At 43.5% G+C, this 26,454-nt stretch carries 31 protein-coding genes and 1 pseudogene; 25 read left to right on the plus strand and 7 right to left on the minus strand.

Annotation, left to right across the window (positions count from 1 at the left end):
* The first annotated feature begins 32 nt into the window (after nt 1–32).
* From Pas1_RS03370 to Pas1_RS03390, 5 genes are all read left to right on the plus strand, one after another.
* Nucleotides 33–683 (plus strand): response regulator, encoded by a 651-nt coding sequence (locus tag Pas1_RS03370; RefSeq protein ID WP_112294491.1) that lies wholly within the window; start codon nt 33–35, stop codon nt 681–683.
* Nucleotides 684–854: 171 nt separating this feature from the next.
* Entirely contained in the window at nt 855–1,154 is a 300-nt protein-coding gene (locus Pas1_RS03375; RefSeq protein ID WP_133092081.1) for a flagellar protein FliT, read from the plus strand.
* 11 nt (nt 1,155–1,165) lie between these two features.
* Complete coding sequence (gene fliK, locus Pas1_RS03380; protein WP_112294493.1) at nt 1,166–2,071, plus strand: flagellar hook-length control protein FliK; 906 nt, start codon at nt 1,166–1,168, stop codon at nt 2,069–2,071.
* Entirely contained in the window at nt 2,064–2,330 is a 267-nt protein-coding gene (locus tag Pas1_RS03385; RefSeq protein ID WP_096672456.1) for an EscU/YscU/HrcU family type III secretion system export apparatus switch protein, read from the plus strand. The genes fliK and Pas1_RS03385 overlap by 8 nt, the downstream gene beginning before the upstream one ends.
* Before the next feature lie 94 nt (nt 2,331–2,424).
* A complete protein-coding gene (locus Pas1_RS03390) occupies nt 2,425–2,739 on the plus strand; it encodes a hypothetical protein (protein ID WP_112294494.1) in 315 nt (104 codons plus the stop codon).
* A 26-nt stretch (nt 2,740–2,765) separates the two neighbouring features.
* Here the strand turns inward: Pas1_RS03390 and fliE are convergent, their stop codons facing one another.
* Nucleotides 2,766–3,146 carry a flagellar hook-basal body complex protein FliE gene (gene fliE, locus Pas1_RS03395; RefSeq protein ID WP_112294495.1) on the minus strand — a complete coding sequence of 127 codons (381 nt, stop codon included), beginning with the start codon at nt 3,144–3,146 and terminating at the stop codon, nt 2,766–2,768.
* Between the two features lie 252 nt (nt 3,147–3,398).
* Between fliE and fliF the strand changes: the two genes are divergently transcribed.
* From fliF to Pas1_RS03500, 20 genes and pseudogenes are all read left to right on the plus strand, one after another.
* Complete coding sequence (gene fliF / locus Pas1_RS03400) at nt 3,399–5,021, plus strand: flagellar basal-body MS-ring/collar protein FliF (protein ID WP_112294496.1); 1,623 nt, start codon at nt 3,399–3,401, stop codon at nt 5,019–5,021.
* Nucleotides 5,021–6,031 carry a flagellar motor switch protein FliG gene (gene fliG, locus Pas1_RS03405; RefSeq protein WP_112294497.1) on the plus strand — a complete coding sequence of 337 codons (1,011 nt, stop codon included), beginning with the start codon at nt 5,021–5,023 and terminating at the stop codon, nt 6,029–6,031. Before fliF ends, fliG begins: the two co-directional genes overlap by 1 nt.
* A 1-nt stretch (nt 6,032) precedes the next feature.
* Nucleotides 6,033–6,680, plus strand: a complete 648-nt coding sequence (locus tag Pas1_RS03410) for a FliH/SctL family protein (protein WP_112294498.1) — start codon at nt 6,033–6,035, stop codon at nt 6,678–6,680.
* Complete coding sequence (gene fliI, locus Pas1_RS03415) at nt 6,677–8,134, plus strand: flagellar protein export ATPase FliI (RefSeq protein ID WP_112294499.1); 1,458 nt, start codon at nt 6,677–6,679, stop codon at nt 8,132–8,134. Before Pas1_RS03410 ends, fliI begins: the two co-directional genes overlap by 4 nt.
* Before the next feature lie 2 nt (nt 8,135–8,136).
* Complete coding sequence (gene fliJ / locus Pas1_RS03420) at nt 8,137–8,598, plus strand: flagellar export protein FliJ (RefSeq protein ID WP_112294500.1); 462 nt, start codon at nt 8,137–8,139, stop codon at nt 8,596–8,598.
* Nucleotides 8,599–8,607: 9 nt separating this feature from the next.
* A complete protein-coding gene (locus Pas1_RS03425; RefSeq protein WP_112294501.1) occupies nt 8,608–9,771 on the plus strand; it encodes a flagellar hook-length control protein FliK in 1,164 nt (387 codons plus the stop codon).
* A gap of 6 nt (nt 9,772–9,777) precedes the next feature.
* The gene (locus Pas1_RS03430) at nt 9,778–10,128 is read left to right on the plus strand and encodes a BLUF domain-containing protein (protein ID WP_112294502.1); all 351 of its coding nucleotides are present in this window, start codon (nt 9,778–9,780) and stop codon (nt 10,126–10,128) included.
* An 83-nt stretch (nt 10,129–10,211) separates the two neighbouring features.
* On the plus strand, nt 10,212–10,631 hold the full coding sequence (locus Pas1_RS03435) for a hypothetical protein (protein WP_112294503.1): 420 nt from the start codon (nt 10,212–10,214) through the stop codon (nt 10,629–10,631).
* A 175-nt stretch (nt 10,632–10,806) separates the two neighbouring features.
* Nucleotides 10,807–11,289 carry a flagellar basal body-associated protein FliL gene (gene fliL / locus Pas1_RS03440; protein WP_112294504.1) on the plus strand — a complete coding sequence of 161 codons (483 nt, stop codon included), beginning with the start codon at nt 10,807–10,809 and terminating at the stop codon, nt 11,287–11,289.
* A 13-nt stretch (nt 11,290–11,302) separates the two neighbouring features.
* Nucleotides 11,303–12,322: a flagellar motor switch protein FliM gene (gene fliM, locus Pas1_RS03445; RefSeq protein ID WP_112294505.1), complete on the plus strand. Its 1,020-nt coding sequence runs from the start codon at nt 11,303–11,305 to the stop codon at nt 12,320–12,322.
* An 88-nt stretch (nt 12,323–12,410) separates the two neighbouring features.
* Nucleotides 12,411–12,659 (plus strand): annotated as a pseudogene (gene fliN, locus Pas1_RS03450) (flagellar motor switch protein FliN); the annotation flags it as partial.
* A 51-nt stretch (nt 12,660–12,710) separates the two neighbouring features.
* Nucleotides 12,711–13,328: a flagellar biosynthetic protein FliO gene (gene fliO, locus Pas1_RS03455; RefSeq protein ID WP_112294506.1), complete on the plus strand. Its 618-nt coding sequence runs from the start codon at nt 12,711–12,713 to the stop codon at nt 13,326–13,328.
* A complete protein-coding gene (gene fliP, locus Pas1_RS03460) occupies nt 13,315–14,118 on the plus strand; it encodes a flagellar type III secretion system pore protein FliP (protein WP_404824871.1) in 804 nt (267 codons plus the stop codon). The genes fliO and fliP overlap by 14 nt, the downstream gene beginning before the upstream one ends.
* 39 nt (nt 14,119–14,157) lie before the next feature.
* Nucleotides 14,158–14,427, plus strand: a complete 270-nt coding sequence (fliQ, locus tag Pas1_RS03465) for a flagellar biosynthesis protein FliQ (protein ID WP_112294507.1) — start codon at nt 14,158–14,160, stop codon at nt 14,425–14,427.
* A gap of 18 nt (nt 14,428–14,445) precedes the next feature.
* Nucleotides 14,446–15,222, plus strand: a complete 777-nt coding sequence (fliR, locus tag Pas1_RS03470; protein WP_112294508.1) for a flagellar biosynthetic protein FliR — start codon at nt 14,446–14,448, stop codon at nt 15,220–15,222.
* A gap of 257 nt (nt 15,223–15,479) precedes the next feature.
* Entirely contained in the window at nt 15,480–15,800 is a 321-nt protein-coding gene (locus Pas1_RS03480; RefSeq protein WP_096672474.1) for a helix-turn-helix domain-containing protein, read from the plus strand.
* Between the two features lie 58 nt (nt 15,801–15,858).
* Nucleotides 15,859–16,071 (plus strand): hypothetical protein, encoded by a 213-nt coding sequence (locus Pas1_RS03485; protein ID WP_096672475.1) that lies wholly within the window; start codon nt 15,859–15,861, stop codon nt 16,069–16,071.
* A 61-nt stretch (nt 16,072–16,132) separates the two neighbouring features.
* Entirely contained in the window at nt 16,133–16,969 is an 837-nt protein-coding gene (locus Pas1_RS03490; RefSeq protein ID WP_112294509.1) for a type IV toxin-antitoxin system AbiEi family antitoxin domain-containing protein, read from the plus strand.
* A gap of 74 nt (nt 16,970–17,043) precedes the next feature.
* The gene (locus Pas1_RS03495) at nt 17,044–17,802 is read left to right on the plus strand and encodes a nucleotidyl transferase AbiEii/AbiGii toxin family protein (RefSeq protein ID WP_215274831.1); all 759 of its coding nucleotides are present in this window, start codon (nt 17,044–17,046) and stop codon (nt 17,800–17,802) included.
* A gap of 48 nt (nt 17,803–17,850) precedes the next feature.
* Nucleotides 17,851–19,428, plus strand: coding sequence for a tetratricopeptide repeat protein (locus tag Pas1_RS03500; RefSeq protein WP_112294511.1), 1,578 nt, complete (start codon nt 17,851–17,853; stop codon nt 19,426–19,428).
* An 87-nt stretch (nt 19,429–19,515) separates the two neighbouring features.
* Here the strand turns inward: Pas1_RS03500 and Pas1_RS03505 are convergent, their stop codons facing one another.
* The 6 genes from Pas1_RS03505 to flgA all read right to left on the minus strand — a co-directional run bounded on the left by Pas1_RS03505 (nt 19,516) and on the right by flgA (nt 26,322).
* On the minus strand, nt 19,516–19,929 hold the full coding sequence (locus tag Pas1_RS03505) for a hypothetical protein (protein ID WP_096672478.1): 414 nt from the start codon (nt 19,927–19,929) through the stop codon (nt 19,516–19,518).
* Between the two features lie 126 nt (nt 19,930–20,055).
* The gene (locus Pas1_RS03510; protein ID WP_112294512.1) at nt 20,056–22,356 is read right to left on the minus strand and encodes a flagellin; all 2,301 of its coding nucleotides are present in this window, start codon (nt 22,354–22,356) and stop codon (nt 20,056–20,058) included.
* Nucleotides 22,357–22,547: 191 nt separating this feature from the next.
* Nucleotides 22,548–23,732 (minus strand): flagellin N-terminal helical domain-containing protein, encoded by a 1,185-nt coding sequence (locus Pas1_RS03515; protein ID WP_112294513.1) that lies wholly within the window; start codon nt 23,730–23,732, stop codon nt 22,548–22,550.
* A 307-nt stretch (nt 23,733–24,039) separates the two neighbouring features.
* Nucleotides 24,040–24,867, minus strand: coding sequence for a flagellin N-terminal helical domain-containing protein (locus Pas1_RS03520; protein ID WP_112294514.1), 828 nt, complete (start codon nt 24,865–24,867; stop codon nt 24,040–24,042).
* Nucleotides 24,868–24,946: 79 nt separating this feature from the next.
* Nucleotides 24,947–25,252 carry a flagellar biosynthesis anti-sigma factor FlgM gene (gene flgM, locus Pas1_RS03525; RefSeq protein WP_112294515.1) on the minus strand — a complete coding sequence of 102 codons (306 nt, stop codon included), beginning with the start codon at nt 25,250–25,252 and terminating at the stop codon, nt 24,947–24,949.
* Between the two features lie 215 nt (nt 25,253–25,467).
* A complete protein-coding gene (flgA, locus tag Pas1_RS03530; protein WP_112294516.1) occupies nt 25,468–26,322 on the minus strand; it encodes a flagellar basal body P-ring formation chaperone FlgA in 855 nt (284 codons plus the stop codon).
* Between the last annotated feature and the right edge of the window lie 132 nt (nt 26,323–26,454).

A 26,454-nucleotide genomic window follows, 5' to 3' on the forward strand; every position in this document is an offset into this window, starting at 1 on the left:
GAATGTCATAAAACTAAATTGAGACAGCTTTTATGACATTAATGAAGCACCTACGTATTGCACTTGCAGATGATCATGCGATCATCCGTGAGGGGCTCATTCAGGTGCTCAATACGCACCCTGGTATAGCGGTAGTGGCTGAGGCGAAGTCTGGTAAAGAGGCTATTAAGCTAGCAGATAACCCTGAGCTCGACTGTTTGGTGCTCGATATTGATTTGCAGGACCGAAATGGCATTGAGGTTATTAAATCTATTCGCCGCAATAATCAAAAGTTGCCTATTCTGGTTCTATCAATGCACCCACCTTCGCAATATGCCGCCCGGGTCTTGTCTGCGGGGGCCTTGGGTTACATTACCAAAAGCGAGCCCACCCAGGAATTGGTCTTGGCGATACGTCGAGTTGCTACTGGCGCAAAATATATCAGCCCAATCGTTGCTGAAATTTTGGCAGAGCGTTTTGGCGATGCCCAGACTGCTGCTGATCCACATCAATGTCTATCTGATCGTGAGCATCAGTTTATGATGATGGTCGCTACCGGCCTTACCGTCAATGCCATTGCCGAAAAGTTGAGTCTTTCCCCTAAAACTGTCAGTATGTACCGTACCCGTACGCTTAAAAAAATGGGTATGAAAACAAACGCAGAATTAGTGCATTACGCGATTAAAAACAATTTATTGGCTTAATTCAGGCCTTTACAGTATAAAAGTTACTAGAAGCCTACTTAATTAATTTAGTTAAACCGCTTTTACAGGTCTTATGTTGGAATTGTTTGGGCTCAAAGTTTTGTAGTATCTATATTGGATAAACAAGGTTTTCATACGATCAAAGCAATCGCTTTTACAAGTCAAAATTTAATGCCCAATAGCGATATGCTCTCCCTATATGAAGCTGTGACTGAAATCAGTCAGCAGATGTTACAAGCTGCTCGTCAAAAAGATTGGGATGGCTACGGTAAATTAGAAATTCTATGTCAGGGTTATATTCATCAAATTCCGGTACATGGCGAGCAAGCTCCCCTGACGCCCGAAGCCCTTGAGCGAAAAATTGCTTGCCTCAAAACCATCCTCTCAAACGATAAAGAAATTATGGATTTAATGCAGCCTTGGATGTTGCGCTTGTCAGACATCATGAGTGGTCAGTCTTTCAAGAAATAAGTAGATAGAGTATGCCCACGAATCCGATTGGTGGTATCAATCCAACGGTCGCTCCAACAGGAGTAGGGCAGTCTAGCCAGGCTACCTTGAGGGTTGGCTTGGAGTATGTCGGAAAAATTATCTCCTTTGATCCAGCTGGAATAGCCGAAGTACAAATTGGCGACCAAGTGTTTGGTATGAAGCTGGGCAGTCATTTTGCAGTTGGAGATGTGCTGCATTTTCGCTTTCTCGGCAGCGATCCAAACCCTACCTTTCTATTATTAAGTGCTGGCGCTAATCAATCCGCGTTTGAAAATGTCATTTTGAGCGGTACGAGTTTGTTGATCGCCCAATTGCAAGATGAAGCACAGTTACAAGGGCAGCTCTCAAAGGTTGAGAGCTTGCTGCCTCCTATGCTACAAAATCCCCAAAACTCTCAGCTTACTGCGGCTCAATTACAAAACGCTATCGTGATGAGTGGGCTCTTCTATGAATCGCATTTGGCCAACTTTGCTAAAGGCAAATGGCCCTTAAATGCCTTGATGAAGGAGCCTCAAAATCGCCCTAATTTTAATGCTTCGCAAATCGTCAATAAACAGTTAGATGCTTTAGAAAATCAAACCATCCGCTGGAATGGAAATATCTGGCCAGGCCAACTGATGGATTGGCAGGTAGCATATGAACAGGAGCAATCTTCCTCGTTGCCCCATGATGACAATACTGATCAGGCGATCGTCAGTGTGATTGAATTGGATTTACCCCAGTTGGGCAAAGTGCAAGCGCGCTTGACCCTGCGTGGTAATGCTTTAAGTGTTCAGTTGAAGGCTGAAAAGCCCCAGACTGAAAATCTCTTTAGACAAGAAATCTCAGATCTTAAAAATACCTTTAACGCTAATGGCCAAGAGCTCAAAGCAATGGAGGTCATTGCCCATGGATAAGGCCAAGATTTTGCAGCAAGCAGTAGCCTTGACATATGAGCAAGGCGAATTTGCACCAAAGGTATTAGCTAGCGGTAAGGGCCTTGTAGCTGAGCAAATTATTGCCAAGGCTAAAGAGCATCATATTTATATCCATGAATCTAAGGACCTGGTGGGCTTGCTCATGCAGGTCGATCTTGATGAGAATATTCCCCCTGCTTTATACCAAGCCGTAGCAGAAATATTGGCTTGGCTTTATCAGCTAGAAAAGCAGGCCTAGGCAATGACCTGATACAGTAATGCAGTGGATTGCTGAAATATCGTTAGCTAAGTAAGTCATTGAGTCTCAAACCTTTATTGCATGAATTGAAAATATGTCCGTTTCTATTGAAAGTACTCTTATTTTAGAAATGAGCGCTGCTTATAACGCGCATTTTATGCAAAATGCAAATGCGGGCGAAGCCCTGGTGCATATGATGGAGATGTGTAATTCTTTACACCCCAAGCTCAGATCAGTGAATCCTAAGGAGGTATTGGCTTTGTTATCCATGGGTAAAACCTTTACCAGCAGGGCGCAGTTACGAAACTTTGCAGTGGATGTGATTGTCTACCTAGTGGGCGACGTTGTGGGTTCCAAATACTCACACTCTGAGTTGATTGAAGTAACCCAGCAAAAAATTACTAGCTAATTATCGCTATTGCGGTTGTGATAGAGCTAGACCTGCATATTCATAATGTCGTGATAAGCAGATACGAGCTTATTACGAACCTGTACAGTGGCTTGAAATGACAGGCTGGCTTTTTGTGTTGCTACCATGACATCGGAGAGGTTGACACTGTCGTCGCCTAAGGCAAAGTTTTTCCCCAGTTCTACCGCTTTAGCCTGGTGTTGGTTTACTTGGTCAAGTGATGACTTGAGGGCAGTTGCAAAATCAATCGAAGGGGCAGTTTTAGGACCATCCCCGTTGGTGATGCCTTTAATGCCATCTAGACCCTGAATTGGGGCAGCAAGGTTTGCAGGGGCGGCAGAAGACGCAGCCTTTAATTGGGCCAACATTGCTTGAATACGCCCTGAATCTATAGCGCCGACACTCATGATGGAACTCCTCACTGAAACTGAACAATGGAAGTAATGTATCAGCAAAGAACGGCAGCAGTTTTGGCAATAAGAAGGAAAAAAAGGCCTTATTCCTTCAATTGAAATGAAATTTCCCTATTCATAATGACGGTTAAACATCATATTTATTTAGGGCGTATTGGAGAAATCATGCAAAAAACCGATCTTATCAGTTTCCAGAGTGATCTTCAATCTGCCTTTTCATATCACTAATTGGCTGGGAAAATTGCTATGGAAAGCTTGTTAGCGCGCTTAAATTTGCAGGGCACTAGTAAAAAAGTGCTTCTATCAGCAGGGATCGCTGCGGTTGTTGCCGTGATGGCGGTCTTTTGGATCTGGAGTCAGGGCCCTAAATACAAGGTCGTGTTCTCCAATTTCAATGACAAGGATGGCGGGGCTATTGTTGCCGTTCTGGAACAGCAAAATATTCCTTATAAATTAGCCGATGGCGGCTCTTCCATTCTGGTACCAGCAGATTTGGTGTATCAGACCCGACTCAAATTAGCTGCTATGGGCTTGCCCAGAGGCGGTAATGTGGGTTTTGAGCTTCTTGAAAATCAAAAATTTGGGGTTTCTCAATTTGTAGAGCAGGTGAACTTTCAACGCGCCTTAGAGGGTGAGCTAGAACGTAGTATTCAATCGATCTCTGGAGTAGAAGGCGCTCGAGTGCATCTGGCAATACCTAAATCATCAGTATTTGTTCGTGATGCGCAAAAACCAACGGCATCGGTTTTAGTGAAATTAATGCAAGGCCGCACTCTAGATCAACATCAAGTAAGTGCAATAGCCCATTTGATTTCTAGTAGCGTGCCAAATTTAGGCCTTAGCAATGTTGATATCCTTGATCAAAATGGTAGCTTGCTTTCAGACGTAAACAAGGGCGGCTCTAAAACTTTAGATGCAAATCAACTCAAATATGTTGAAGATTTGCAAAAAAATATTGTGTCGCGAATTCAGGCAATCATTACTCCAATCGTAGGAGAGAAGAATGTGCGCGCCGAGGCTAATGTAGAAATCGATTTTTCAAACACTGAAGAGGCTAATGAAATTTACAAGCCAAATCAAAAGCCTGAAGTTGCTGTCATTCGTAGCTTGCAGACTAATGAGTCTATTGTGCCTTCAGGCTCAAACAATGGTGGCGTACCAGGTGCATTGAGTAATCAACCCCCTGCAAATGCAACTGCACCTTTAAATACAACTAACAATGCTGCTCCAGGCGGGGCTGCTGCTGGTGCAGGTGCTGCTGGTGCAGCTGGCGCTGCTCAAAATCCGATGAGCACGCAAAGAAATTCGATTACGAATTATGAAATTGATAAAACGATTTTGTTTACCCAAAAATCGATGGGCGGAGTGAAGCGTCTTTCAGTAGCAATCGTAGTCAACAATAAAGCTGACGTTGATGCTGAAGGTAAACCAACGACACGTCCTTTAAACGATGCTGAAAAACAGCAAATTATGGATTTAGCTAAACAAGCTATGGGTTTTAATGAAGCTAGGGGTGATAGCGTAAGCGTGGTGAATACACCGTTTACCCCAGTTAAAGAAGCTGATGTATCTGAATTACCAATCTGGAAAGACCCGGTTAATATTGAAATGGCTAAGAATATTGGTCAAATTGTTCTAGGCTTGATCGTGCTATTTGTGATGTATCGTAAGGCAATCAAACCGATGTTGGCCAATTTACTGGCGCCAGATGAGGCTCCTGCTGAATTTGACGATAATCTTGACGAAAATGGCAGACCTATACCAAAATTAACTCCGTATCAAAAGGACCTCAAGACCGTTCAGGCTTTGGCCAAGGAAAATCCAAAAGTAGTAGCTGACGTGGTTGCTGGTTGGGTGGGAAATAGCTAATGGCAACAAATCCAAACGAGAGCAGTGTTCTTAAAGCCGCTATTTTGATGCTGGCTCTCGGAGAAGAGGGTGCATCTCAAGTGATGAAACACGTCTCGCCACGAGACGTGCAAAAGCTGAGTGCTGTCATGACAACTCTGCGCAGGGTTGAGCAGGCTACAGTTGCCGATACCTTACGTGATTTCTTTAGTTATGCTGGTGAAGGTGCATCTCTTAATATTGATACCGATTCATTTACTCGAAACGTTCTAACCCAGGCCTTAGGCCAAGAAACCGCTTCCGGTTTATTTGAGCGTATCTTGGAGAATAAAGATTCTGAAGGTATTGATAACTTGAAGTGGATGGATGCCACAGCTGTCGCCGATATAATTCGGTATGAGCATCCACAAATTATTGCCACGATTTTGGTGCATCTTGAGCCAGAGCAGGCCTCACAAATTTTGACCTTGTTCAATGAAGACTTGCGCAAAGATACAATGTTGCGGATTTCTACCCTAGAGGAAGTAAAGCCTCAAGCACTTAAAGAATTAAATGTGGTACTTGCCCGATTATTGAGTGGGGCGCAGACTTCCACCAAAAAACAAATTGGTGGTATTCGTGCTGCTGCAGATATCATGAACTATATAGGCCAAGCCCCACAACAAGTTTTAATGGATCGTATTAAAGAATACGACATTGAAATTGCAGAAAAGATTAACGATGAAATGTTCACATTTGACGACATTATCAATATTGATGACCGCGGAATCCAGACCATCTTGCGCGATGTTCAGTCAGATGCATTAGTTACAGCCCTCAAAGGTGCAAGTGCTGAATTGCGTGAAAAAATCTTCAAGAACATGTCTTCTCGTGCGGCCGATATGATGCGTGATGACTTGGAAAATAAAGGCCCTGTCAAACTCTCTGAAGTTGAAGCGCAGCAAAAAGAAATCCTGATTGTGGTCAGGGGCTTGATTGAGGATGGCTCGGTGATGTTGCCGGGTGCCGGAGGTGGTGAGGATTACCTCTAATATGGAAACTACTCGTGCTTGGCCTAAAGCAATAGGCGAATCTTTTTTTACTGATCTCATTCCGACTAAGCCCGCAGTGAAGCCTGAGCCTAGTGCTTCACAGTCTATTAGTTTTTCCCCTGAGAAAATTAAAGAGATCTTAGATAAAGCCTATTTGGATGGCTATGACCGTGGCATGAAAAGCGGTCACGAAGCCGGCATGAATATGGCAAATGAAAAATTGGCAGTTGAACAAGCCGATTTGAAAAATCTCATGAATGGCTTTTCCAATACTGCCAAGGAAAAAAGTAAGGTCTTGTGTGAAGACGTATTAGCGCTATCTCTCGACATCGCCAAAGCAATGCTTAAAGAGCATCTCAAGATTAATCAAGAGGCAATCCTCCCTATTTTGCGACAGGCCACCAATAGCCTCATTGATAGCGAAGGGCCACTGCATCTGAAGTTAAATCCTGAAGATGTACAAATTGTGCAGAAATATCTCCAGGCCGAATTAAATCATTGGCAGATAGAGGAAGATATTTGCATTGAACGTGGCTCTTGCATTATCGAAACGTCTGGTAATACTGTAGACGCTACACATGAGAACCGCTGGCGTCTAATTTGTGATTCTTTGGGTCAAAATCATGATTGGCTGGCAGAAAAATCATGACTGTTGCCAACCAATTGGATTCGTTCGGTATTGATCAATCCCACCTGAATCTAGATGGGCTTCTCGATAACTACTTACGCCATTGCTCTAGTGCTGTTTCCACTGTAGATAATGTTGAAGTTGCTGGACGTGTTACAAAGGTAACGGGCTTAGTAATTGAAGCCGGTGGAATATATTTACCCATTGGGAGTGTTTGTGTGATTCCAATGGGTGACGGACAGCAGGTTGAGGCTGAGGTAGTTGGCTTTGATCATGGGCGCCTATTTTTGATGCCCCAAAGTAGCATTGAAGGGATTGCTCCTTCTGCTAAAGTTATTTTGAAGTCAATGCCTATTCGCACTTCACAATTTCATAAGCCGTTTGATCACAATGATGATTCCCCACAGAATGAAAGTCGGGTTACCCGTTTACCCGTCGGCGATCATCTTCTGGGGCGTGTTCTCGATGCTGCAGGCGTGCCCTTAGATGATTTAGGCCCCCTGCAAGCAGATCATTTTGCTCCTTTGCAATCTGAACCAATCAATCCTTTAAAGCGCGCGCCCATTGATACGATTTTGGATGTTGGTGTGAAGGCCATTAACAGTCTGCTCACAGTAGGGCGTGGTCAAAGGATGGGTCTATTTGCTGGCTCTGGTGTGGGTAAAAGTGTCCTGCTTGGAATGATGGCTCGCTATACCGATGCTGATGTCATCGTCGTCGGTTTGATTGGCGAGCGTGGTCGCGAGGTCAAGGAATTTATTGAACACATTTTGGGAGAGGTTGGTCTAGCGCGTTCAGTAGTGGTTGCAGCCCCTGCAGATGCATCGCCTTTGATGCGTTTACAAGGCGCCAATTATTCAGCTACGATTGCAGAGCACTTCCGCAGTCAAGGTAAGCATGTCTTACTTATTATGGATTCGTTAACCCGTTTTGCTATGGCCCAGCGTGAAATTGCTTTAGCGCTAGGTGAGCCACCCGCAACCAAGGGTTATCCGCCTTCAGTGTTTGCAAAACTACCCAAGTTGGTAGAGCGCGCAGGTAACAGTGATGTCGGCGGTGGATCGATTACTGCCTTTTATACTGTTTTAACCGAGGGCGATGATCAGCAAGATCCGATTGCTGATTCAGCACGAGCCATTTTGGATGGTCATATTGTGCTGGATAGAACTCTAGCGGAAGCAGGCCACTATCCAGCGATTGATATTGAGCAGTCGATTAGTCGTGTGATGCATAGTATTGTGGATACTCAGCATCAGCAATCGGCGCGTAAGCTCAAACAACTCAGCTCTAAATACAGTCGCAACCAAGATCTGATTAATGTAGGTGCTTATGTCCCTGGAGCAGATGCTGTTTTGGATGAGGCGATTCAGAAACGTATAAGTATTGAAAACTTCTTGCAACAAGATTTTGCGACACAGTGCAACACCCAAGAAAGTATCGAGCAGCTTAATCAGATTATTACGCAGCAAGGTTAATCATGGCGAATATCCTTAATGGTATGAATACTCTCTTAGAACTTGCTAAACGTAATCTAGATAATGCTGCCGAAAGATTGGCTAAAGCAAATCGGGATGCTGCACAGGCACGTGATCAAGAAAAGCATTTGCAAAACTATCGTGATGAATATATTGATCAGCGAAATGCGTTATCGCTGGAGGGTGTTACTGCTACCGATTTGCAAAATTACATGCTGTTTTTGAAGAATTTAGACCAAGCGATTGTTAGTCAGGGTAGTGCCATTCATCAATATGATGAAATCGTTAAGCATCACTTAGCCTATTGGCAAAAATGTCAGGCTAAAAAAAGATCATACGAAGTTATTATTGAAAGAAATCAATTACAAATGCAAAAGCTGGCAGCTAGACGCGAGCAAAAGCAAATGGATGAGTTCAGCAGTAATCAACGCCGCTTTTTATCTGCCAATAATTCTAGCGCTTAAAACACGGCTATGAATATCGATCTCAAAGCTCAAGCCCAATCTTTACTCAACACCAGTGTTGGGCAGGATTCTGGAATACAGTCTAACTCCAATGCTGCCACCGCTTCAACTTTACCCATTTTTAGTCAATTACTTTCTTCCCAAGTAAAAGTATTTCAAGAGCTAGATGCCAAAAATACAGTGAACACTGCGCAGCTACTATCGCCTAATATTGTCCAGGCCAGTAAATTGCAGGCGAAAGATAATCCTCATCAAGAAGAGGTAAGGGCTGCGGTTGCAAGGCAGGTAGATGCCTTTGTGAATATCTCTAAATCAGGCGAAGTTAATTCATTTCAAGCACCAGCAACCCAAAGCACAAATATGAAGCAGGCTCATACAGAGTTTGCTTTTGCCAAACTGGCGGAAATGCAAGCGCAAGCCAAAAATATGCGCGTTATTTCAAGAGAGCCGGGGTTTACTTCTGATGCTGAGATTCTACAAACGCAAGCTAAACTTCTAGGCCCTTCCCAAGCATTATCCAAGAACGCGACATTGGAGATGCCAGGTAAAGATCCGCTAGTACCCAAGAAGAACGCAAATCTTGAAAGCGAAGCGATTACCGCTATGGGAATTTCTGCATCAGAGAATCAAGGACAAGGTGGTCAAGCTGGCAGTGGTGGCGAATCCGAGTTTGGTAATGCACCAATTCAAGCCAATACGATGCATGGCCAAGTCCATGCCCAGTTTGGTTCTTTACAGTGGAGTGAAGAGATCTCCCAGAGAATGATCTTGATGGTTGGTGCTAATATGCATTTAGCCGTGTTAAATCTCAATCCTGACAATCTTGGATTTATAAAAATTGTGATTACCGTTAAAGATCATCAGGTCAATGCGACTTTTGTGTCGAATAATGCGGACGTGCGCCAAGCTTTGCAAGATGGCATAGAGCAATTGCGGGGCTCAATGAGCCAAGCTGATCTCATTTTGGAGCAGGCGAATGTCTGTTCTGGTGCTAGCTTTGAAGAAAGTCAGGCTAGCGTTCTCGCTGCCCAAAATCAGTCTGGTTCAATTCTTTCATCTGAGCACCACAGTGCGCTAAGCCAGCTACTCAATGAGCAAGCAGCGAAGGGCGGGAAAGTTCAGGATCCAGGTCTGCCAATGCGGTACGATGGCATTGTCAGCGTCTTTGTGTAATTCTTTATGGCCACTTATCAACTCATCTACGTCAGTTCTGCAACAGAGACTTTTACTCGAGAAAAGTTTCTGGATATGGCTTTTCTGATGAGTAGTGAAAATACCAAGGTCGGTATAACCGGCATGTTGGTATTTAAAGACGGGAATTTCATGGAGGTTTTGGAGGGCGAAGAATCTGCTATCAAAGCGCTGTTTAGCAAAATAGAGCAAGATTCCCGTCATACCCTAGTAAGCGTCATTCAGGAGGGTGAGATTAGCTCCCGCGAATATCCTAGCTGGGCAATGACCTTTTATAACCCTCAAACTGAGGAATACGAGCATGTTGGCTCGCCGATTCAGTGGCAGGATAAGCTGTGAAACCGGTCCAAAATCCAGAACTAAGGGCAAAAAATACCTTTATTCTCCGAATTGAATCTCTGCACCCCCTATAAAATCGAACGATGACTGATTTAGGCTTACCTACCTCTTTTGGCAATTCTCTGAACCCCGGCTTTTTAGCTAAAGGGGTTTCTGCTGAATTCCACTGCCCTACAGGGGGACAAGCATCCGCTGTAGAGGGTTCTTCGGCTAGCTTTGTTGATAGTTTGGGTAGTGTTTTGGGTAAAACACTATCTGGCGGTCTTGCCCTTGCATCACTGGGGAGTTCAATTGCTTTGCCTGGTGCTTCTCTGGGCCTTTCTAAGCTGGGCGATGCCGCTGCAAGCACGCTTTTACATGGCTTACTCAGCGCCAGTAAACCCAGTGCTGACCAGAGTTCATTAGCTGGCATGACTGCCGCTGCAGGTCAAATGTTGCCACGCCACCCTTATCAAGCTCAGCCCGCTGCCTTGCCAGGCGCCAGTTTTATTACTTCGGCATAAGCTTTTCAGAATAATCCCTTCCTTCGGATTGGGATTTCTAAAGTAAACCCCTCCGAATCAACCCTAAAAGCACTATCTAAATGCCTTTATAAGGGGTGTTTCTACCTCTTTTCTGAGTATCTAGTGTCATGATTTCCCCCGATAATGAGGAATGATTTTCACAATGGAGCGGTAAATGGCAGAGAACGAACAGGCAGTTAAGCCTAAATCCAAAAAGATGTTATTCATCATCCTAGGCGTTGTGCTCGCCTTGGCTATTGGTGGTGGAGCAGCCTACTATTTCTTGGTCATGAAAGCCGACTCTCATGCAGCCGAGTCCAAACCAAAGACTCCTGAACTCCAAATTTTTGTTCCTTTGGAAGCATTTACCGTGAATTTGCGACCAGAGAGCACTGAACCTCAACAGTACTTGCAAACGACTTTAAATCTTCAAGTTCCTTCTGAAGAGATGAGCGCCAATTTAAAAGCGCATATGCCAGAGTTGAGAAGTCGTATTTTGTTTATTCTCACCAATAAAAAAGCCTCTGAAATCACCTCAGTCGAAGGTAAAAATACCTTGATCACTGAAATTACTGAGGAACTTCAAAAACCTTTTAGCGGTAGTCAGTCAGAACAAAAAATTACTGGCGTCTATTTAACTTCTTTCATTATTCAGTAAACACGAGCCCATCATGGCAGATGAAAACCTCACCGCAGGTGAACTTGACGAGCTGTTAAAAGACGTTGAGTTAACTGAAGAACAAAAAAATGCCCAAATGCAGGAGCAAAACCTGCAGGGCGCACAAGCTAAGACATTTAATTTAGGCACCCAAGAGCGCCTGGTTCGTGGCCGTATGCCCACGATCGAAACAGTACATGAGCGTTTTATTCGTTTGTTACGAATTACGGCCTCCAATTTATTTGGCCAGCTTATTGAGGTAAAAACATCAGCAACTACAACCTGTAAGTATGGTGAGTTGCTCGCCAAGCATAGTCAACCTAGTAACATTAATTTGATCAAACTGAAACCACTGCGCGGTACAGGTTTGTTGATTATGGATCCCAATTTGGTGTTGTACACCGTTGATAATCTCTTTGGTGGTGGTGCCCGTTTTCCAGTCTCTATCGAAGGTCGTGAATTTACGGCTACTGAGATGCGGATTGTAGGTACGCTATTACAAACCTTCTTTGGTTCCTATAAAGAAGCATGGGCCCCAGCGTACCCTATAGAATGCGAACACGTTAGCTCAGAAATGAATTTGTCATTCGTCAACATTGCGATGGCTAGCGAGTTAATGTCAACCACCACTTTCACACTCGTCATTGGCGAAGCGAATTACGAGATTGAGCTGTGTGTCCCTTACATGATGCTCGAACCCATCATGGATATTCTGACATCTCAGACTCAGGGCATGGTGTCTGAGCATGATCATATCTGGGAACTGAGTTTGCTAGAGCAGGTACAAGCAGTTGAAGTAGAGGTAGTTGCTAATTTGGGCAATAAAACCATGTTGATGGAAGAAATCATTGCCTTAAAGAATGGCGACGTTATCCCCCTATCTTATTTAGCAGAAATTCCTGTGACAGTAGATAACGTACCTGTATTGTCCTGTCGCTATGGGATATACAACAACCAATACTCTTTGCGAGTTGAAAAACTCTTAAAACCCGACGCATCTGAATATATTAAAGGAGCCAATGATGGCAAATGAAATTGAATCCGGCAATCAAGAGGGCGCCGAAGTATTTAATGAGCTGGAAGGGAATGATAAGTCCCAGCCACAGGAAAAGGATTTGGAATTTATTAAAGATATTCCGGTCCAGTTGTCTGTGGAAATCGGCCGCACAAAAATTCCAATTAAGACACTTCTGCAGTTAACCCAGGGTTCTATCGTTGAGTTAGATGCCGCATCAGGTGATTTGATGGATATTCTGGTTAATGGCACGATGATTGCTAAAGGCGAGGTGGTGGTGATTAATGAAAAGTTCGGTATTCGCCTGACTGAAATCATTACGCCAATTGAACGCATTCGTAAATTAAATAAATAAATCAATAAATAATTAATTTAAATAAGCTCAATAAGCCAAAAAAAGCACAAGATGACCATCCTGAAAACACGTAACTGGGCAATTCTCTCAAGCCTCTTCTTCGCTGAAGTAGCAATGGCTCAGGTCACCCGCGTTCCAGAGTCGGATGGTGGTCCCTTTAGAGTAATCCTGGGTTTGCTATTGGTACTAGGCTTGATTGCGGGTTTGGCTTGGGCAATGAAAAAACTCAATCATGCCAAAATTGGTAATCAATCCGTTGCCAAAATTGTTGGCGGCGTGAGTGTGGGACCGCGTGAGCGAGTGGTAGTCGTTGAAATTGGTGGCAATTGGGTGGTTGTCGGTGTGGCCTCAGGCCAAGTTAATAGCTTGGCTAATTTCAAAGTAGCAGATCTGGATTTTAGTGATGGCTATGAAGAGACGCCATTTTATGAAGATGAGCCCGCACCAAGTACATCACAAAATGCTCGCGCACAACGCCAGGCAGAACCCCGTTTTCAATTCCGATCTGAGTTTGATGAGGAGCAGTCAACATCTTCGTCTCAATTACAAGAAGAGCCGCGCAATATGCAAAGCAGCTTTAAACCACAAACCAATGCTGCCAAATTTCATAAAGAAAATGTGAAACGGTTTTTACGAAAAATCTTAAAAGTGGGTGATGGCAATGAATGATTTAACAGAATTCAAACCCATTTCTCTTAACGCAAAGACAATTTTTTGGGCGCTATGCCTAGGTTTTGCCTTGGCTTGTATTTTTTACACCATTCCAAGTTATGCGGCGAATAATTCATCTCTAAATGTTTTATCTAGCTCCGCTGGGCCTGGCGGCAGCCAAAACTATAGCTTGAGTCTGCAGACTCTGATTCTGCTCACTTCTTTATCTTTTTTACCAACCGTTTTATTAATGATGACCAGTTTTACACGCATCATTATTGTGCTCTCTCTTTTGCGTCAGGCGATTGGTGCACAGGCAACCCCACCTAACCAAATCTTGTTGGGCTTAGCTTTATTTTTAACCTTTTTTGTGATGGGGCCAGTATTTGATCGAGTCTATAACGAGGCATATCAACCGCTCAATGACAACAAGATCACCATTCAGCAGGCTCTAGAAAAAGGTTCCGTACCGATTCGAGAGTTCATGCTTAAGCAAACCCGTGAAAATGATCTGGCTTTGTTCTTAAATATGTCAGGCAAGAAAGTTGCTTCACCGGATGACATTCCGATGAGTGTTTTGGTGCCTAGCTTTATGACTAGCGAACTGAAAACCGGCTTTCAGATTGGCTTTAGTATTTTTATTCCTTTTTTGATCATTGATATGGTGGTCGCTAGTGTGCTGATGGCCATGGGCATGATGATGGTCTCACCAGCGATTATTTCATTACCGTTCAAGCTGATGTTGTTTGTATTGGTAGATGGATGGCAGCTCTTGCTAGGCTCCTTAGCAGCCAGTTTTGCGCAGTAAACAATAGAAATATAGAAAAATAAGACTAGGATAAAAGTCATGACGCCAGAATCAGTAATGAATATCGGACGCCTTGCAATGGAGACAACCCTCATGGTTGGTGCGCCTTTGCTCTTGGTGTCTCTGGTAGTGGGTTTGATCATTTCGGTGTTTCAGGCGGCAACGCAAATTAATGAAGCAACTTTGTCCTTCATTCCAAAGCTATTAGGCATTTTGCTCACGTTACTCATCGCTGGGCCTTGGATGATCTCTGTATTAGTAACCTATATGCGCGGTATGTTCAGTAACTTTTCGCTCTTGATGGGCTAATACAATAAATCCTCACCCATGCTGACGCTCAATAGCGAACTCATTCAAGCTTGGGTTGTCACCATCTTAATACCGCTTACGCGTATTTTAGGTTTTGTAGCCGTCGCCCCCTTTTTTGGTAATCAAGCGATCTCACTGCAGATTAAAGTAGCGATGGGTATTTTGCTTGCGATGGTGATTGCACCAGCAGCACCAGCAATGCCGAATATTGATTTACTCTCCTTGAGCGGTGCGTTGATTGTTGCCGAGCAATTGATTGTGGGTCTGGCAATTGGTTTTATGGCGCAGCTTATCTTTAGTGCGATTGAGTTTGCGGGTCAGGTGAGTGGTATGACCATGGGCTTTGGATTTGCTACCAATTACGACCCTCAGTCAGGCGGTACAACGGTAGTGATCAGCCAACTGATGGGTATCTTGGCGCTCTTAGTATTCCTAAGTATGAATGGTCACTTGATCATGATTTCTGCATTACTACAGAGTTTCTATGACATTCCCGTCACAGCGCAAGCCCATATGATCGATGGCATGATGATTGCCACTTGGGGTGCGAAGCTTTTTAGTATTGCCTTACAGCTCTCATTACCCATTGTGGCCACTTTGCTGATTACGAATTTAGCTCTCGGTATTTTGACTAGATCCTCACCCCAGCTTAATATTTTTGGTATTGGCTTTCCGCTCACTCTGCTAGTAGGATTTTTGGTGATTATGTTGATGCTGCCTACCTTAGCCGCTCCTTATCAAATCGTGATTGAGCAGGGGATTGAGGCTAGTAAAAATATGTTGAAGTTGAGGTAAGAATTGGCTTAGTTATTTTTAGGCAAATTAAAGGTGGTTGCAATATTACAAATCCCGGACGCTTATAGGGATTAAGGTTTAAAAGATAGTTTACTTTATACCTATATAGGTATAATATGGACATGTCGAATTACTTAAAATCGTTGTATTGTTTTCAAAAGAAATCGACTAGCGGTATTGCTACTCTAAAACCGGATATGGATTTAATTCATGAGCGTCTAAAAGTTGCTCAAGAACATGCTAAAAGGAAATAGAGTATGACCAAAGTTGAAAACAGCAGCGGCAATGTCTATGCTGACCTGGGTGATAGCCAGGTAGAAGAAATGTTGGTTAAAGCTCGCCTAGCTTATAAGATTGGGGAAATTATCAAGCAGCGCCGTCTGACTCAAGTTGAGGCTGCTGAGCTTTTGGGGCTGACCCAACCGAAACTCTCCGGCTTACTTCGCGGTCAATTTAGAGGTATTAGCGAAACCAAAATGCTCGAATGTCTTAATCGTTTAGGTAGAGATGTGCAAATTGTGATTCGCAGAGGATCACGTTCGCAAGTTGATGGCCACACTAGCGTGGTATTTGCCTGAGCTCATCTTGGGCCTTAGTAGTTCAGGTTAGCGATCTAAAAGAAAAAAGAAAATAACAATGCCATTAACGAAGTTATTTCAAGATACAGTAACAGCTCGGGTTGAGCGTGATCCTGCTTTTAGAGAGGCTCTATTCCAAGAGACAATGTCTGCCTTTATTGAAGGTGATACCGTTCTTGGAAAAAGCTTACTTGGAGATCTAGTGAATTCGATTAATAAGTTAAATGGTCGTTTTAGGTGCCATCTCAGTACGCCCCATGCTCAAAAGTAGTGCTAACTAGATCAAATAATGTTATATTTAATGTGCTAATTATATCTTTTTGGTATATAAAATGAACATAAATTATAATAAATCATCTAAAACCCTAGGTTCTCGTATGGCAGGATTAATTACGCACCTATATGAAAAAGGACTCATGACGTTTAGGGTAGCTGACGCCGTTAAATATACGGGACTATCGCCAGTTGCGGTAAGTAACTTATTGCACAAAGCGCAGCAACGCGGGCTCGTTACGCGACTAAAGCCCGGTCTATTCAACTTGGTGCCTTTTGAGTTGGGGGATGTGTCGGAGCATATCGATAGTCCTTATATTATCGCGAGAGAGATTGTAGGGATGGCGCCTTATTTTTTATCGTATGGAACTGCATTCGAGTTGCATCGGATGGTCACACAGCCAATATTCACTACATATGTTTCATCAACTAAGCGTTTACGTCCTCAGACTGTTGGAGGATATGACTTCAAGTTTGTAAATATAAGGGATGAACAGGTCTTTGGGATAGAGAAATACTGGGTAGATAAAGAGCGCTTTGTATTCATCAGTGATTTAGAAAGAACGCTGATTGATGGCTTAAAGCACCCAGAGTATGTTGGAGGAATTACTGAGGTGGCTAGGGGTTTATGGATGCAAAAAGAGGCGATTAATGTTAGAACTCTCATTGCATATGCTAAAGAGCTCGGCGTAGGTGCGGTAATCCGGCGCCTCGGATATCTATTGGAGGGATATGGGTTGGCAGATGAAAATATGTTGCAAGAATTACAAAAGTACTTAAGTGCAACCTATCAGCTCCTAGATCCACAATTGCCTCCTGAAGGACCCTTTCTTTCTAGGTGGAAATTACAACTTAATGTGAGTCAAGAAGAGCTTGAAACTGTGAGGTTTGGATAATGATTCCGCAAAGAAATATTTCCCTGATCTCCAATCAATTATTAAGAGAGGGGGGTAAACGTGTTCCCGAGTCCGTGATTGAGCGTGACTATGTATTGGCTTGGTTTTTGACTGGACTTGCCAATCACCCTTTGGGTAAGGTATTGATCTTTAAGGGTGGAACAGCGCTTCGACGTTGCTGGATTGACCACTATCGCTTTTCAGAAGACCTGGATTTCACTTTAACGAAACCTATTGAGTTTTCAGAAATATTAGTTGGCTTAAATGAGATATTTCATAACGTATATAGAGAGTGTGGATTAAAGATAGAGTTCGATAGAGAAGATCGGGCAAGCCACCAAAATAGCTATACTTTTTACCTCAAATATCAAGGGCCGTTGCCAGCATCAAATGATGTCAAGGTAGACATCACGATTAATGAGGTATTTTGTTTCACCACAGAAAGTAAGCCTATTTTCCAAACCTATGATGCATTCGAAGATCTACCACGAGGATCAATGCTAAATGTATATGCCATTGAAGAAATTGTGATTGAAAAGGTCGCGGCTCTAAGTGATCGGGCTAGAAATGAACCTAGAGATCTTTATGACCTTTGGCATTTATTTGGAGAGTATTCAATTGTGCTTCAAGAGTTGCGCCCCGAACTAGAGCGCAAGTTGGCGCATCGTAATAGATTTGTAAATGGCCTTGAGCAAGCAATTGCTGTTAAAAGCGAGCGACTAAAGCGTAACTGGACAGGTCGCCTAGCGCATCAGATGAGTGCTCTTCCAGAATTTGATGGTGTTTTCAGGGACGTTATGAAGGAAATTAGAGCGGCTGATTTACCGGAATGATTACACCCTCTCTAAAACAGCCGGATTAGCAATCGCCCAATATAGAATATGAATACATCCTTCCAACAAGCCTTCACACTTCATCAGCAAGGCGATGTAGAGCAAGCAAAATTGCTTTATGAAGATATTCTCCAAAATGATCCCAATCATTTTGACGCTCTACATATGCTCGGAGTGGCAGTTACCGATGAAGATCCTTCAAGAGCAGTGCAATTACTCTCCAAAGCGCTTGAAATTAATTCAACCATGCCAGAGTGTTTTAATAATGCAGCCCATGCGCTGATGAAGCTGGGGCAGTATGGCTTAGCGTTAGAGTGTTGCCGTCATTCCATCGCACTTGAAGGGGGTAATTGGACAACCTATGCTAACGCGGCTGAGGCATTGCGTAATTTGCAGCGCCAAGAGGATGCTCTGGCGTCGATTAATGCAGCCATCAGTATTGCGCCAACCATGGCCAAACTCTATTCAAACCGCGGTAATCTATTTAAAGAGTTAGGGCAGCACGAACAGGCTTTACTAGAGTTTCAGACAGCCATTGAGCTTGACCCAGAGGACGCTACCTTTTATGTCAATCGAGGTCTAACTTATCAAGCTTTGAACCTGATTTACCCAGCCATTGAGAGTCAAGAAAAGGCGATTGCTCTAGACCCTCAGTTAGGAGCGGCACACGATACCCTGGCAAAGCTGTATTTGCTCAATGGTCATTTTCAATCTGGATGGGGTATGTATCACTGGCGTTGGGAGGGTCGTGGTCTCAAGACCCAAGCGCTTAAAACTAGCAATCCAAAATGGCAAAAGGATAGCCCAGCTAAAAGAGTATTGGTATGGGCAGAGCAGGGCGCTAGCGAGCACATTCTCTTTGGCGGCTTGCTATTAGAGATGCAAAGATTAGCGCCTAATTTACTGGTGCAAGTTGATGAACGCCTCATTCCGTTATTTGAGCGCTCCATGCCAGAAATCACCTTCTATGCTGCAACAGAAACAGTAGATGAATCACTCTACGATGCCCATCTGGCATTAGGAGATCTACCCGGCCTATTCAGAAATGATTTAGATGACTTTCTGAATGTCAAACTTCAGTACCTCAAGCCAAAATTTGAGCAAAGAGCTGCTATTAGAGAGGCGCTAGCGAGGTCAGATGAGTTACTCATCGGTATTGCTTGGAGGGATGAAGATAATCCGCACGACAAATCAAAAAATATTGAACTGAACCGGTTGGCATCAGCCTTAAATATGCCGGGAATCAAATTTGTTCACTTGCAACAGGGCATTATTGATCGAGAGCTTGCGGATCTTCAGTCCAAGTTGATGGTTCAGATCTATGGATATAAGCAGGTTAACGAATCAGTGGAGTTTGATGACTTAGCATCGCTAGTCAGTGCATGTGATTTAGTGATTTCTACTGACAACATCGTTGCGGACTTAGCGGGCTCTATTAATGTTCCCTGCTGGGTCTTATTACCTAAAGCGCCACAATGGCGCTGGTTATCTGGGGTGACTTTAAGCCCATGGTATCCCAGCTTAAGGCTTTACCGACAAGAGCAGCAGGGCGTTTGGAATGCGCCACTAGATAAAATCCGCCATGATCTGGTACCGCTATTAAAGCAGTCTACTCAATACAACTGAGCAAGATAATTAATGCATAGCACAAAGCAATACACCTAAGCTACTGCTTAGGTGTATTGAATATCAATCGAATGGAGAATTACAGAATTAAGCAGTGTGCTTCATTGGCTCTGCAGCCTCAGCTGGTGCTGCTATGGTTCCAGCCGTTCCCTTGTTGTAAGGGCCTAAGATAACTTCCATTGATGCAATGACCAGGGGAAGATACTCAAAATTCTGTGACTGAATGGCGCCATTGAGAATTTGAATATTGGTGCTATAGATCGTCTTGAGCATCGTGCGGTGTTGAGAATGTAATTTCTCATTGAGATTCTCTTGTACCCACTGCAAGCCTTCAGCGATTTCTAATAGTCTTTTGTGATTAGTTACAGGATCGAATTCGCCTGCCATGATCCGTTTAATGATGCTGATGACAGATTCAAACCAGCGTTTTTCAAAGCTAGCACCAGTCAGATTGTTATCCACTGACACATAAGCATTAATGGCGTTTTTGCTATTAAACATGATGGTCTCTCGTTATCCGTTATTTCGTGTTCTTTATTAGAATCATTCTATCTGAAAACCCTCTGATTTATATGAACTCATCATGAAATGATCATTAGTACAAATCAAGGGGTATCAGGGCTCAAATTAACGGAATATTGACAAAATTGCAGCCGCTGCGGTATTCATCTGACTTACCAAATAGTAGTCAACGCTTTGCTGAGTATTCAATTGTTGTAGATTAGCCTGCAAAGCAGTCGGATCAATATTGGCAATTGCATCAATTGTCTTTTGCATACCATTCTTGATATTGGTTGCATTTTTCAATTGAGCTTGAATACCAGCTGTTGCTGCAGCAAGAGATGCTTGTGCAGTAGAAACGGTATCAATTTGACCGGTAATCACCTGTGTTGCTTTATTGGCATTAGCAATCGCCGCATTTTGGGTATTCCAGGCAATCGTCGGTGGGGTAGTTGAGGTATTGCCAGGCTTGTTATCAATTGCTAAAACGTTATTGCCTAAGTCAATCGCAGTGAAGTAATTGGTGAATTCAGAAACCTTTCCAGTTAAAGAGCCACCACCAACATCGGTATTGGCAAAGGTTCCAAATAGATTGCCTGTATCGCCGCTATTAATCACATTCTTGAAAGCGTCTAAAACTTGCTGAGGCGTTGTAGTTTGTGATGCAGTAAAAGTGAGCCCATTAATTGTGACGCTGTCACCAGGAAATAAGTTGGCAGTACCAGCCAATAAATTAGTGTTGGTGAATGTTAAGGTATTTCTGGTGGTGGTATTACTGTTTTGAGACAGCAAGGCAATTCCGCCAGGAGCGCTGCCTGTTGTTAGTGGATCTATTGTTGTTAGGCTAAATGTGTTGCTTGAAGTAACAGTTGCGCTGACACCGTAGGCGGAGCCACCGGTAATCTTCGTACCAGTATTAGCGTTCATACCAATTTTTGTAATAGTTGAAGGCACTGCTACAGCGCTTTGACCCGAAAGGGTATATGAAGCAGCGCCTGATTGACCCGTTGCCAAAAGATTGGTTAGCTGACCACCGGCCGCACTATAGCTCCAGGCAATTGATGTTGTGGAGCCCCCAGCGCTAACTGCTGTGCCGAGACCGCCTACTTTAGAGCCACTCCAAGTGCCATATTGACTCAGCGATGCGGAGTTACCAATTTTGGCCAAAAATGCTGTTGAAAGTTGAGCTGCAGTCACTCCACCACTTCCTGCGAGAAATGTTAAGCCGCCTGCGGAGAAGCTATCGCCGCTTGCTAAATCACGGAATGTAATCGTTTGAACTTGTGTAACTGCAGTTGTTGTAGTGGTAAATGTTCCAATGCTTGGATCAGGTTGAACGCCATTATTAATGTAATTAGCAAATGCCTTGCTAACTGCCGATGGTGATATACCAGCAGCAGTAGTGCCTGGTCCTGGACCTGCAGTAAAGGTTAAATTACCAATTGTTAGAGAGTTGCCCTGAGCCATGCTATTAGTCGGTAGGGTTATCGTTTGTGTCTGACTACTCAATGGATCGGTATAGATGGCAGTCGATGCAGTCAATGCACCAGTTGCAGTAATCGTAAGGGCGCCCCCATCAACCGTTGTGTCTGCCCCAGTGGAGTCTCCAGTAAAAGTGCCATAGGTTGTTCCTGTGCCATCGGTAATGTAGTTTGCAAAAGCATTAGCCAATTCGCTTGCACTCATATCACTTGTAACAGTGAGAGTGATAGTTGCCGAAGGATTTGTATTAATCGTAATGGAATAAGAGTCCCCGGCCTTTAATCCGGCTGCTGGGAAAGTTACAACTGGTGCTTCTGGATCGGTGCTGTCTACAGTCCCGTCTATTGTTCCGATTTCTGATCCAATAATTGTGCTAACGGGGGTCGTCAAATTTGTAGCCGCAAAGGTCTGGTCAGTAATTTGCATACCAGTAATTAATAATTGCTTTAGAGATGTAACTAAATCTCCCACATTTGTTGCGTTTATTTGAGTTTGTGAATCTGGGGTGCCGTCAATGCCGGTTGTTACTTGTAAACCAAAATCAGTATTGAGAAGATTAGCGCCATTAACACTAGCGCTAGTGACTAATTGTTGTATTTGATTCGTTAAATTCTGAAAGGTCAGATTTAAGCTATCACGATCGGTTGAGGCAAATCCCGCACTTGAGGCCTGAGTAGCTAAGCCTTTTAGCTGGCTCATGATCGTAGAGATGGACGTTAAGGCAGACTGAGCAACATCAATTGCACTACCAGCATCAGTCAAATTTTTAGTAACTGATCCATAGCCTGCGACTTGAGCCGTCATTCGGCTAACAACCCCAGTCTCAGCGGCATTTAGTGTCGCATTACCAGAGGCAAGTTGGTTTTGGGTTTCAACAATGCCTTTCTGTACCTCATTGACAGACTGAGTCAGTGTTGAAGCTAGCGAAGTAATAGTATTGCTCATGATATTTTTTCCTTAAATATCCAATCTTTTTATGTAAAATCCAGGTATAAATTCGTAAAAACCCTGGCCCTATACACGACAAAAATCAATAATTAGGGAGACTATAAGGGTTTATCAACCCTTTGAATCCATTAAAAAAGCCGGGAATTACCCGGCTTTTCTAAGCTTAAACAGCTAAAACACTAGTTAAATCAACGGAATATCGACAAAATCGCTGCTGCTTCGGTATTCATTTGGCTAACCAAATAATAATCGATTGATTGTTGATTGTTCAATTGCTGTAACTTCGCTTGCATTGCAGTAGCATCAATGTTTTGGATTTGACCTACGGTGTTTTCAAGGCCTGACTGTAATGCTTTTGCTGAAGTCATCTGCGCTGACAAACCAGTTGAGTATGCAGATAAATTCGCTTGGCCTGTTGAGATCGCATTTAAGGCAGCTGTCAAGGCCACAATAGCTTTGTTTGCGTTTGTCGCTGCTGAGTTTGCAGCAGTCGCAGTTAGCGCAACAAAGTCATTAGCATCTGCTGTTGATGTCAAGGTCAAAACACCAGGAGTAGTAGATGCTGCAGTAACTTGTGCAGCATCACCGTTTAAATCAACGGTTCCTAGGGAGCCGCTAAATTTACCAACTGCAACGCTCGGCTGAACGCCGCCAGATGAAATATATGCTGCAAATAAATCAGCAAGAGCAGTTGTAGTGGCGTAACCAGTGCTACCGGCAGTAAATGTAAGCCCTCCAACAGTAACTGTTGCGCCTGAAGTAGTAGTTGGGAGTCCTGTCATGTCAAAGTCCTGTGCATGTGATACTACGGCAGATACAGTAACATCAGAGGTGGTGGCTTTGACAAGAGATGATGCTACAGTAGTTGTGGCTCCAGTTAATTGAGTTTGTAATGTTCCAACTTTAGAATTCTGGGCGCTCACAGTTGTATTAGTTGCCCCATCAATTCCTGTGGTAACCACTAAATTGGTTGCGCCAAGAACGTTTACGCCATTCACAGATGCTGCATCAATTAGAGCTTCAGCTTGTGCCTCTAGACTTGTATAAGTTGTATTTAAGCTATCCAAGTCAGTGGATTGCAATCCACCACTTGCTGCTTGGGTTGCAATTTGTTTCATTTGATTTAGGATTGTGGCGACAGAACTCAGGGCTGTTTGACCAACACTGATCACATTTTGGGCAGTACTGATATTGTTTTGAACTGTACCATAAGCAGTTGCTTGTGCACCCAATCTGGTAACAATTCCATTTGATGCTGGATCTAATGTCTTGGTACCTGCGGTCAATTGGTTTTGAACATCAACAATTTCAGCTTGTACTTTTGCAACAGAATTTGATAGGGTCTGTGCTAAACCTGATAATGGCATTGGCATGATTCTTTTCCTTTAGTATAAATTTATGCATCCACAATGGATTGCAATAAACGGTTTGGTTACGCGAAATGCATAACTACAAACCAACTTACGAAAAGCATCAGTGCGCAGTGCGTAGACCACATCAACAGAGCTTGGCGCTAACTATGACATTAGCTATTTGAAAACTTCCGAAGAAGCCTTCGTTCTATATATTCTTTAACGGAGGGAGCTGGTAAAACTTAAGTATTTTTTGAATTTAATTCTTGATTTTTGCTAATCAAGAAGTGCAGCAGATCAACAAGAAGTATGGCGAGCTTTGTGCTGATTAACCGGCGCTTGCCTTAGCGTTAGCAACAATCAATGCCTTGTAGGCATTTGGGTCTAACTGGCTAATTAATTGATAGTCAACATTTTGTTGGCTTTGTAATTGAGCCAGCTGCGCCTTAAGCTTTACTGGGTCAATATTCTGGATGGCACTAACTGAATCTTGGGCAGTCTTGGCTAAGCCAGTCAGTTTATTAGCCTGTGCGCTTAGTCTTGTCGATGTCATCTTGAGCAAGGCTTGACCATTATTGATCTGGGCTAGCGCGCTATTGAGAGCATTCACTGCTGCTTGGGCATTTTCTGGTGTATCGAGTTTGATGCCACTCATCAAGCCCATGGTCATCATGCCGTAGATGTCTACTGGATTAACAAAGGCTCGTGATGCTGCAGTTTTATCGGTGCCGATGATGACATTCATACCAGCTGTGCCAGAGAGCAGGTTGGTGCCATTGAGGTTAGCTTTAGTGGCTAACTTACCAATTTCTGTTACTAGCTGCTGAAAGCGAAAGTTATAGTTAGTGCTATCAGACGAGCCTAAAGTAGGGTCGCTGGCTTGAGATGCTAGTTGTTGCAGCTGAGGCATCAGCTTCAAGATAGTTGTAATTGCCGTCTGGGCTACACCAATCGTATTTTGTGCCGCAGTAATGCTCGCTTGTGGTGTTGAGTAGCTTTGAGCTGTAGCGGACAGAGTGGTAACTTGATCTTGCTGCGCAGTAGTCAGAGTGAGCTTGCCATTCTTTAACTGCGTATTAATCGAATTAATTTTTGTCTGAAAATCTTTTACATAGTTTGTAAAAGTATCAACTAGATTGGTTTTGGCAATACTCATGATGATCTCTGATCTTGCCTAGGTGATTTATGTTGTTGCTTCAGTTGAATTGATTACGTAACTTCCGTAACGCAGATCATTATTTTTTGAGCAATGCAACGGCATCATGAATCATGCCATCAGCAACTTTGCCAGTATCAACTGTGAACTGACCGCTTTCAATTTCGCTGCGAATCATATCTACTTTTTTAGAATCAAACACTGGGCTATTAGCAATCGTTGCTTGCAATGCTTGCAACTGGCTAGACAATGTAGTGATGTCAGCAGCGGGTGGCTTTACTGAATTAGAGCTAGGCCCAATCGTTGAAGTGGGACTGCTCTCACTCGCAGCGGGTTTTTCCACTACGGTATTGAGCGCGGTCTTCAAAGAATCATTAATTTTCATGGGAACACTTTAGCCTAATTTAGGTGCTGCTAGTTTCTCAGTTTTCTATCAAACTATCAAAACACGATAAAACTTGCTTCTCTTCTATTACTTTTCCTACAACTTCTTTAACGGCTTTTTATAGCTTAACTTTAGTCAGATCTAGCTTAAGTTGGTTATATATGCCGATATCAGTCATTGCTGCTATTGACCCTCAGTTTTTTGCTCTAATCTATCTACTTAGAAGAGCCGCCAACCTCAACTATGCCATTTTCTTTGGCAATTCCGGTTACAACACTGCCATTACTGACTTTAACTTTAACTATCTCACCTTCGGAAGCTTCATTTAAGGCCTGGCCGTCGGTACTGATCGAGAATCCCTTGCCACCACTAGAAACCCTCACAGATTGCCCTTTTTGCACAATCAGGGGCATTTTGAGCATTTCTTTTTTGAGGACGGTGCCTGCTACCAAGGACATTCTGGCGGTTTGACCGATCACCCGGTTAAATTCCGTAAAAATGCCAGCTGGCAGGGTGGTTAGGTCGCCTTTTTGTAGTTGTAATTCATTGGCGGAGATGGTTTGACCTTGACCGATTGGAGCTCCAGCGACAACATAGTTTGCAATGATGCTGACATTAGCCTGGACATACACGGTCCAAGGCTTAGGTTGACCACAACGCACGCCCACAGTCGTTCTGCCCCAAGCAGCGCTATTGGGCGGAAAAAAGGCCTCTGGAGAAGGGCAGTAGGTCAATTGCGTGCCTTCTTCCATGGGGGTGACGGTAATTTCTGGTTTGCCAGGGGAGCCAGCACTTTGGGCTGTCAAGAACTCTTTTACTTTCTGATTAATCACCTTAAGACTTTGAAAAGCCGGGGCATTTCCTGAGCTAGCACCTGAGTTCTGTCCTTGGACTGCCCCTTGATTTTGTGTCTGTGCCCAGCTGATTTTGGGGTAGAGCACCAAAAAAGAGATCAACACACTAGCAATGATGCCAATGATCAGGGTCTCAAAACCTTGCAAAAAAGACCCGAAAAGGGGCTTTTGGGCTGTTTTCTTGAATTCTAAGGGCGTTTCATTTAAGGAATGCATGCTTAATTCCAGTCCAAAAGGATGGCGAAAACATGATTTTAGGATTTTGGGGGCCAGTCAATGCCTCAATTAGTCGAACTATTACCCCTTTTATTGGCAAATCAAGGAAGGGGCGGGCAAATTACATTAGTG

This window comes from Polynucleobacter paneuropaeus, assembly GCF_003261235.1.
In the GTDB taxonomy this organism is placed as follows: domain Bacteria; phylum Pseudomonadota; class Gammaproteobacteria; order Burkholderiales; family Burkholderiaceae; genus Polynucleobacter; species Polynucleobacter paneuropaeus.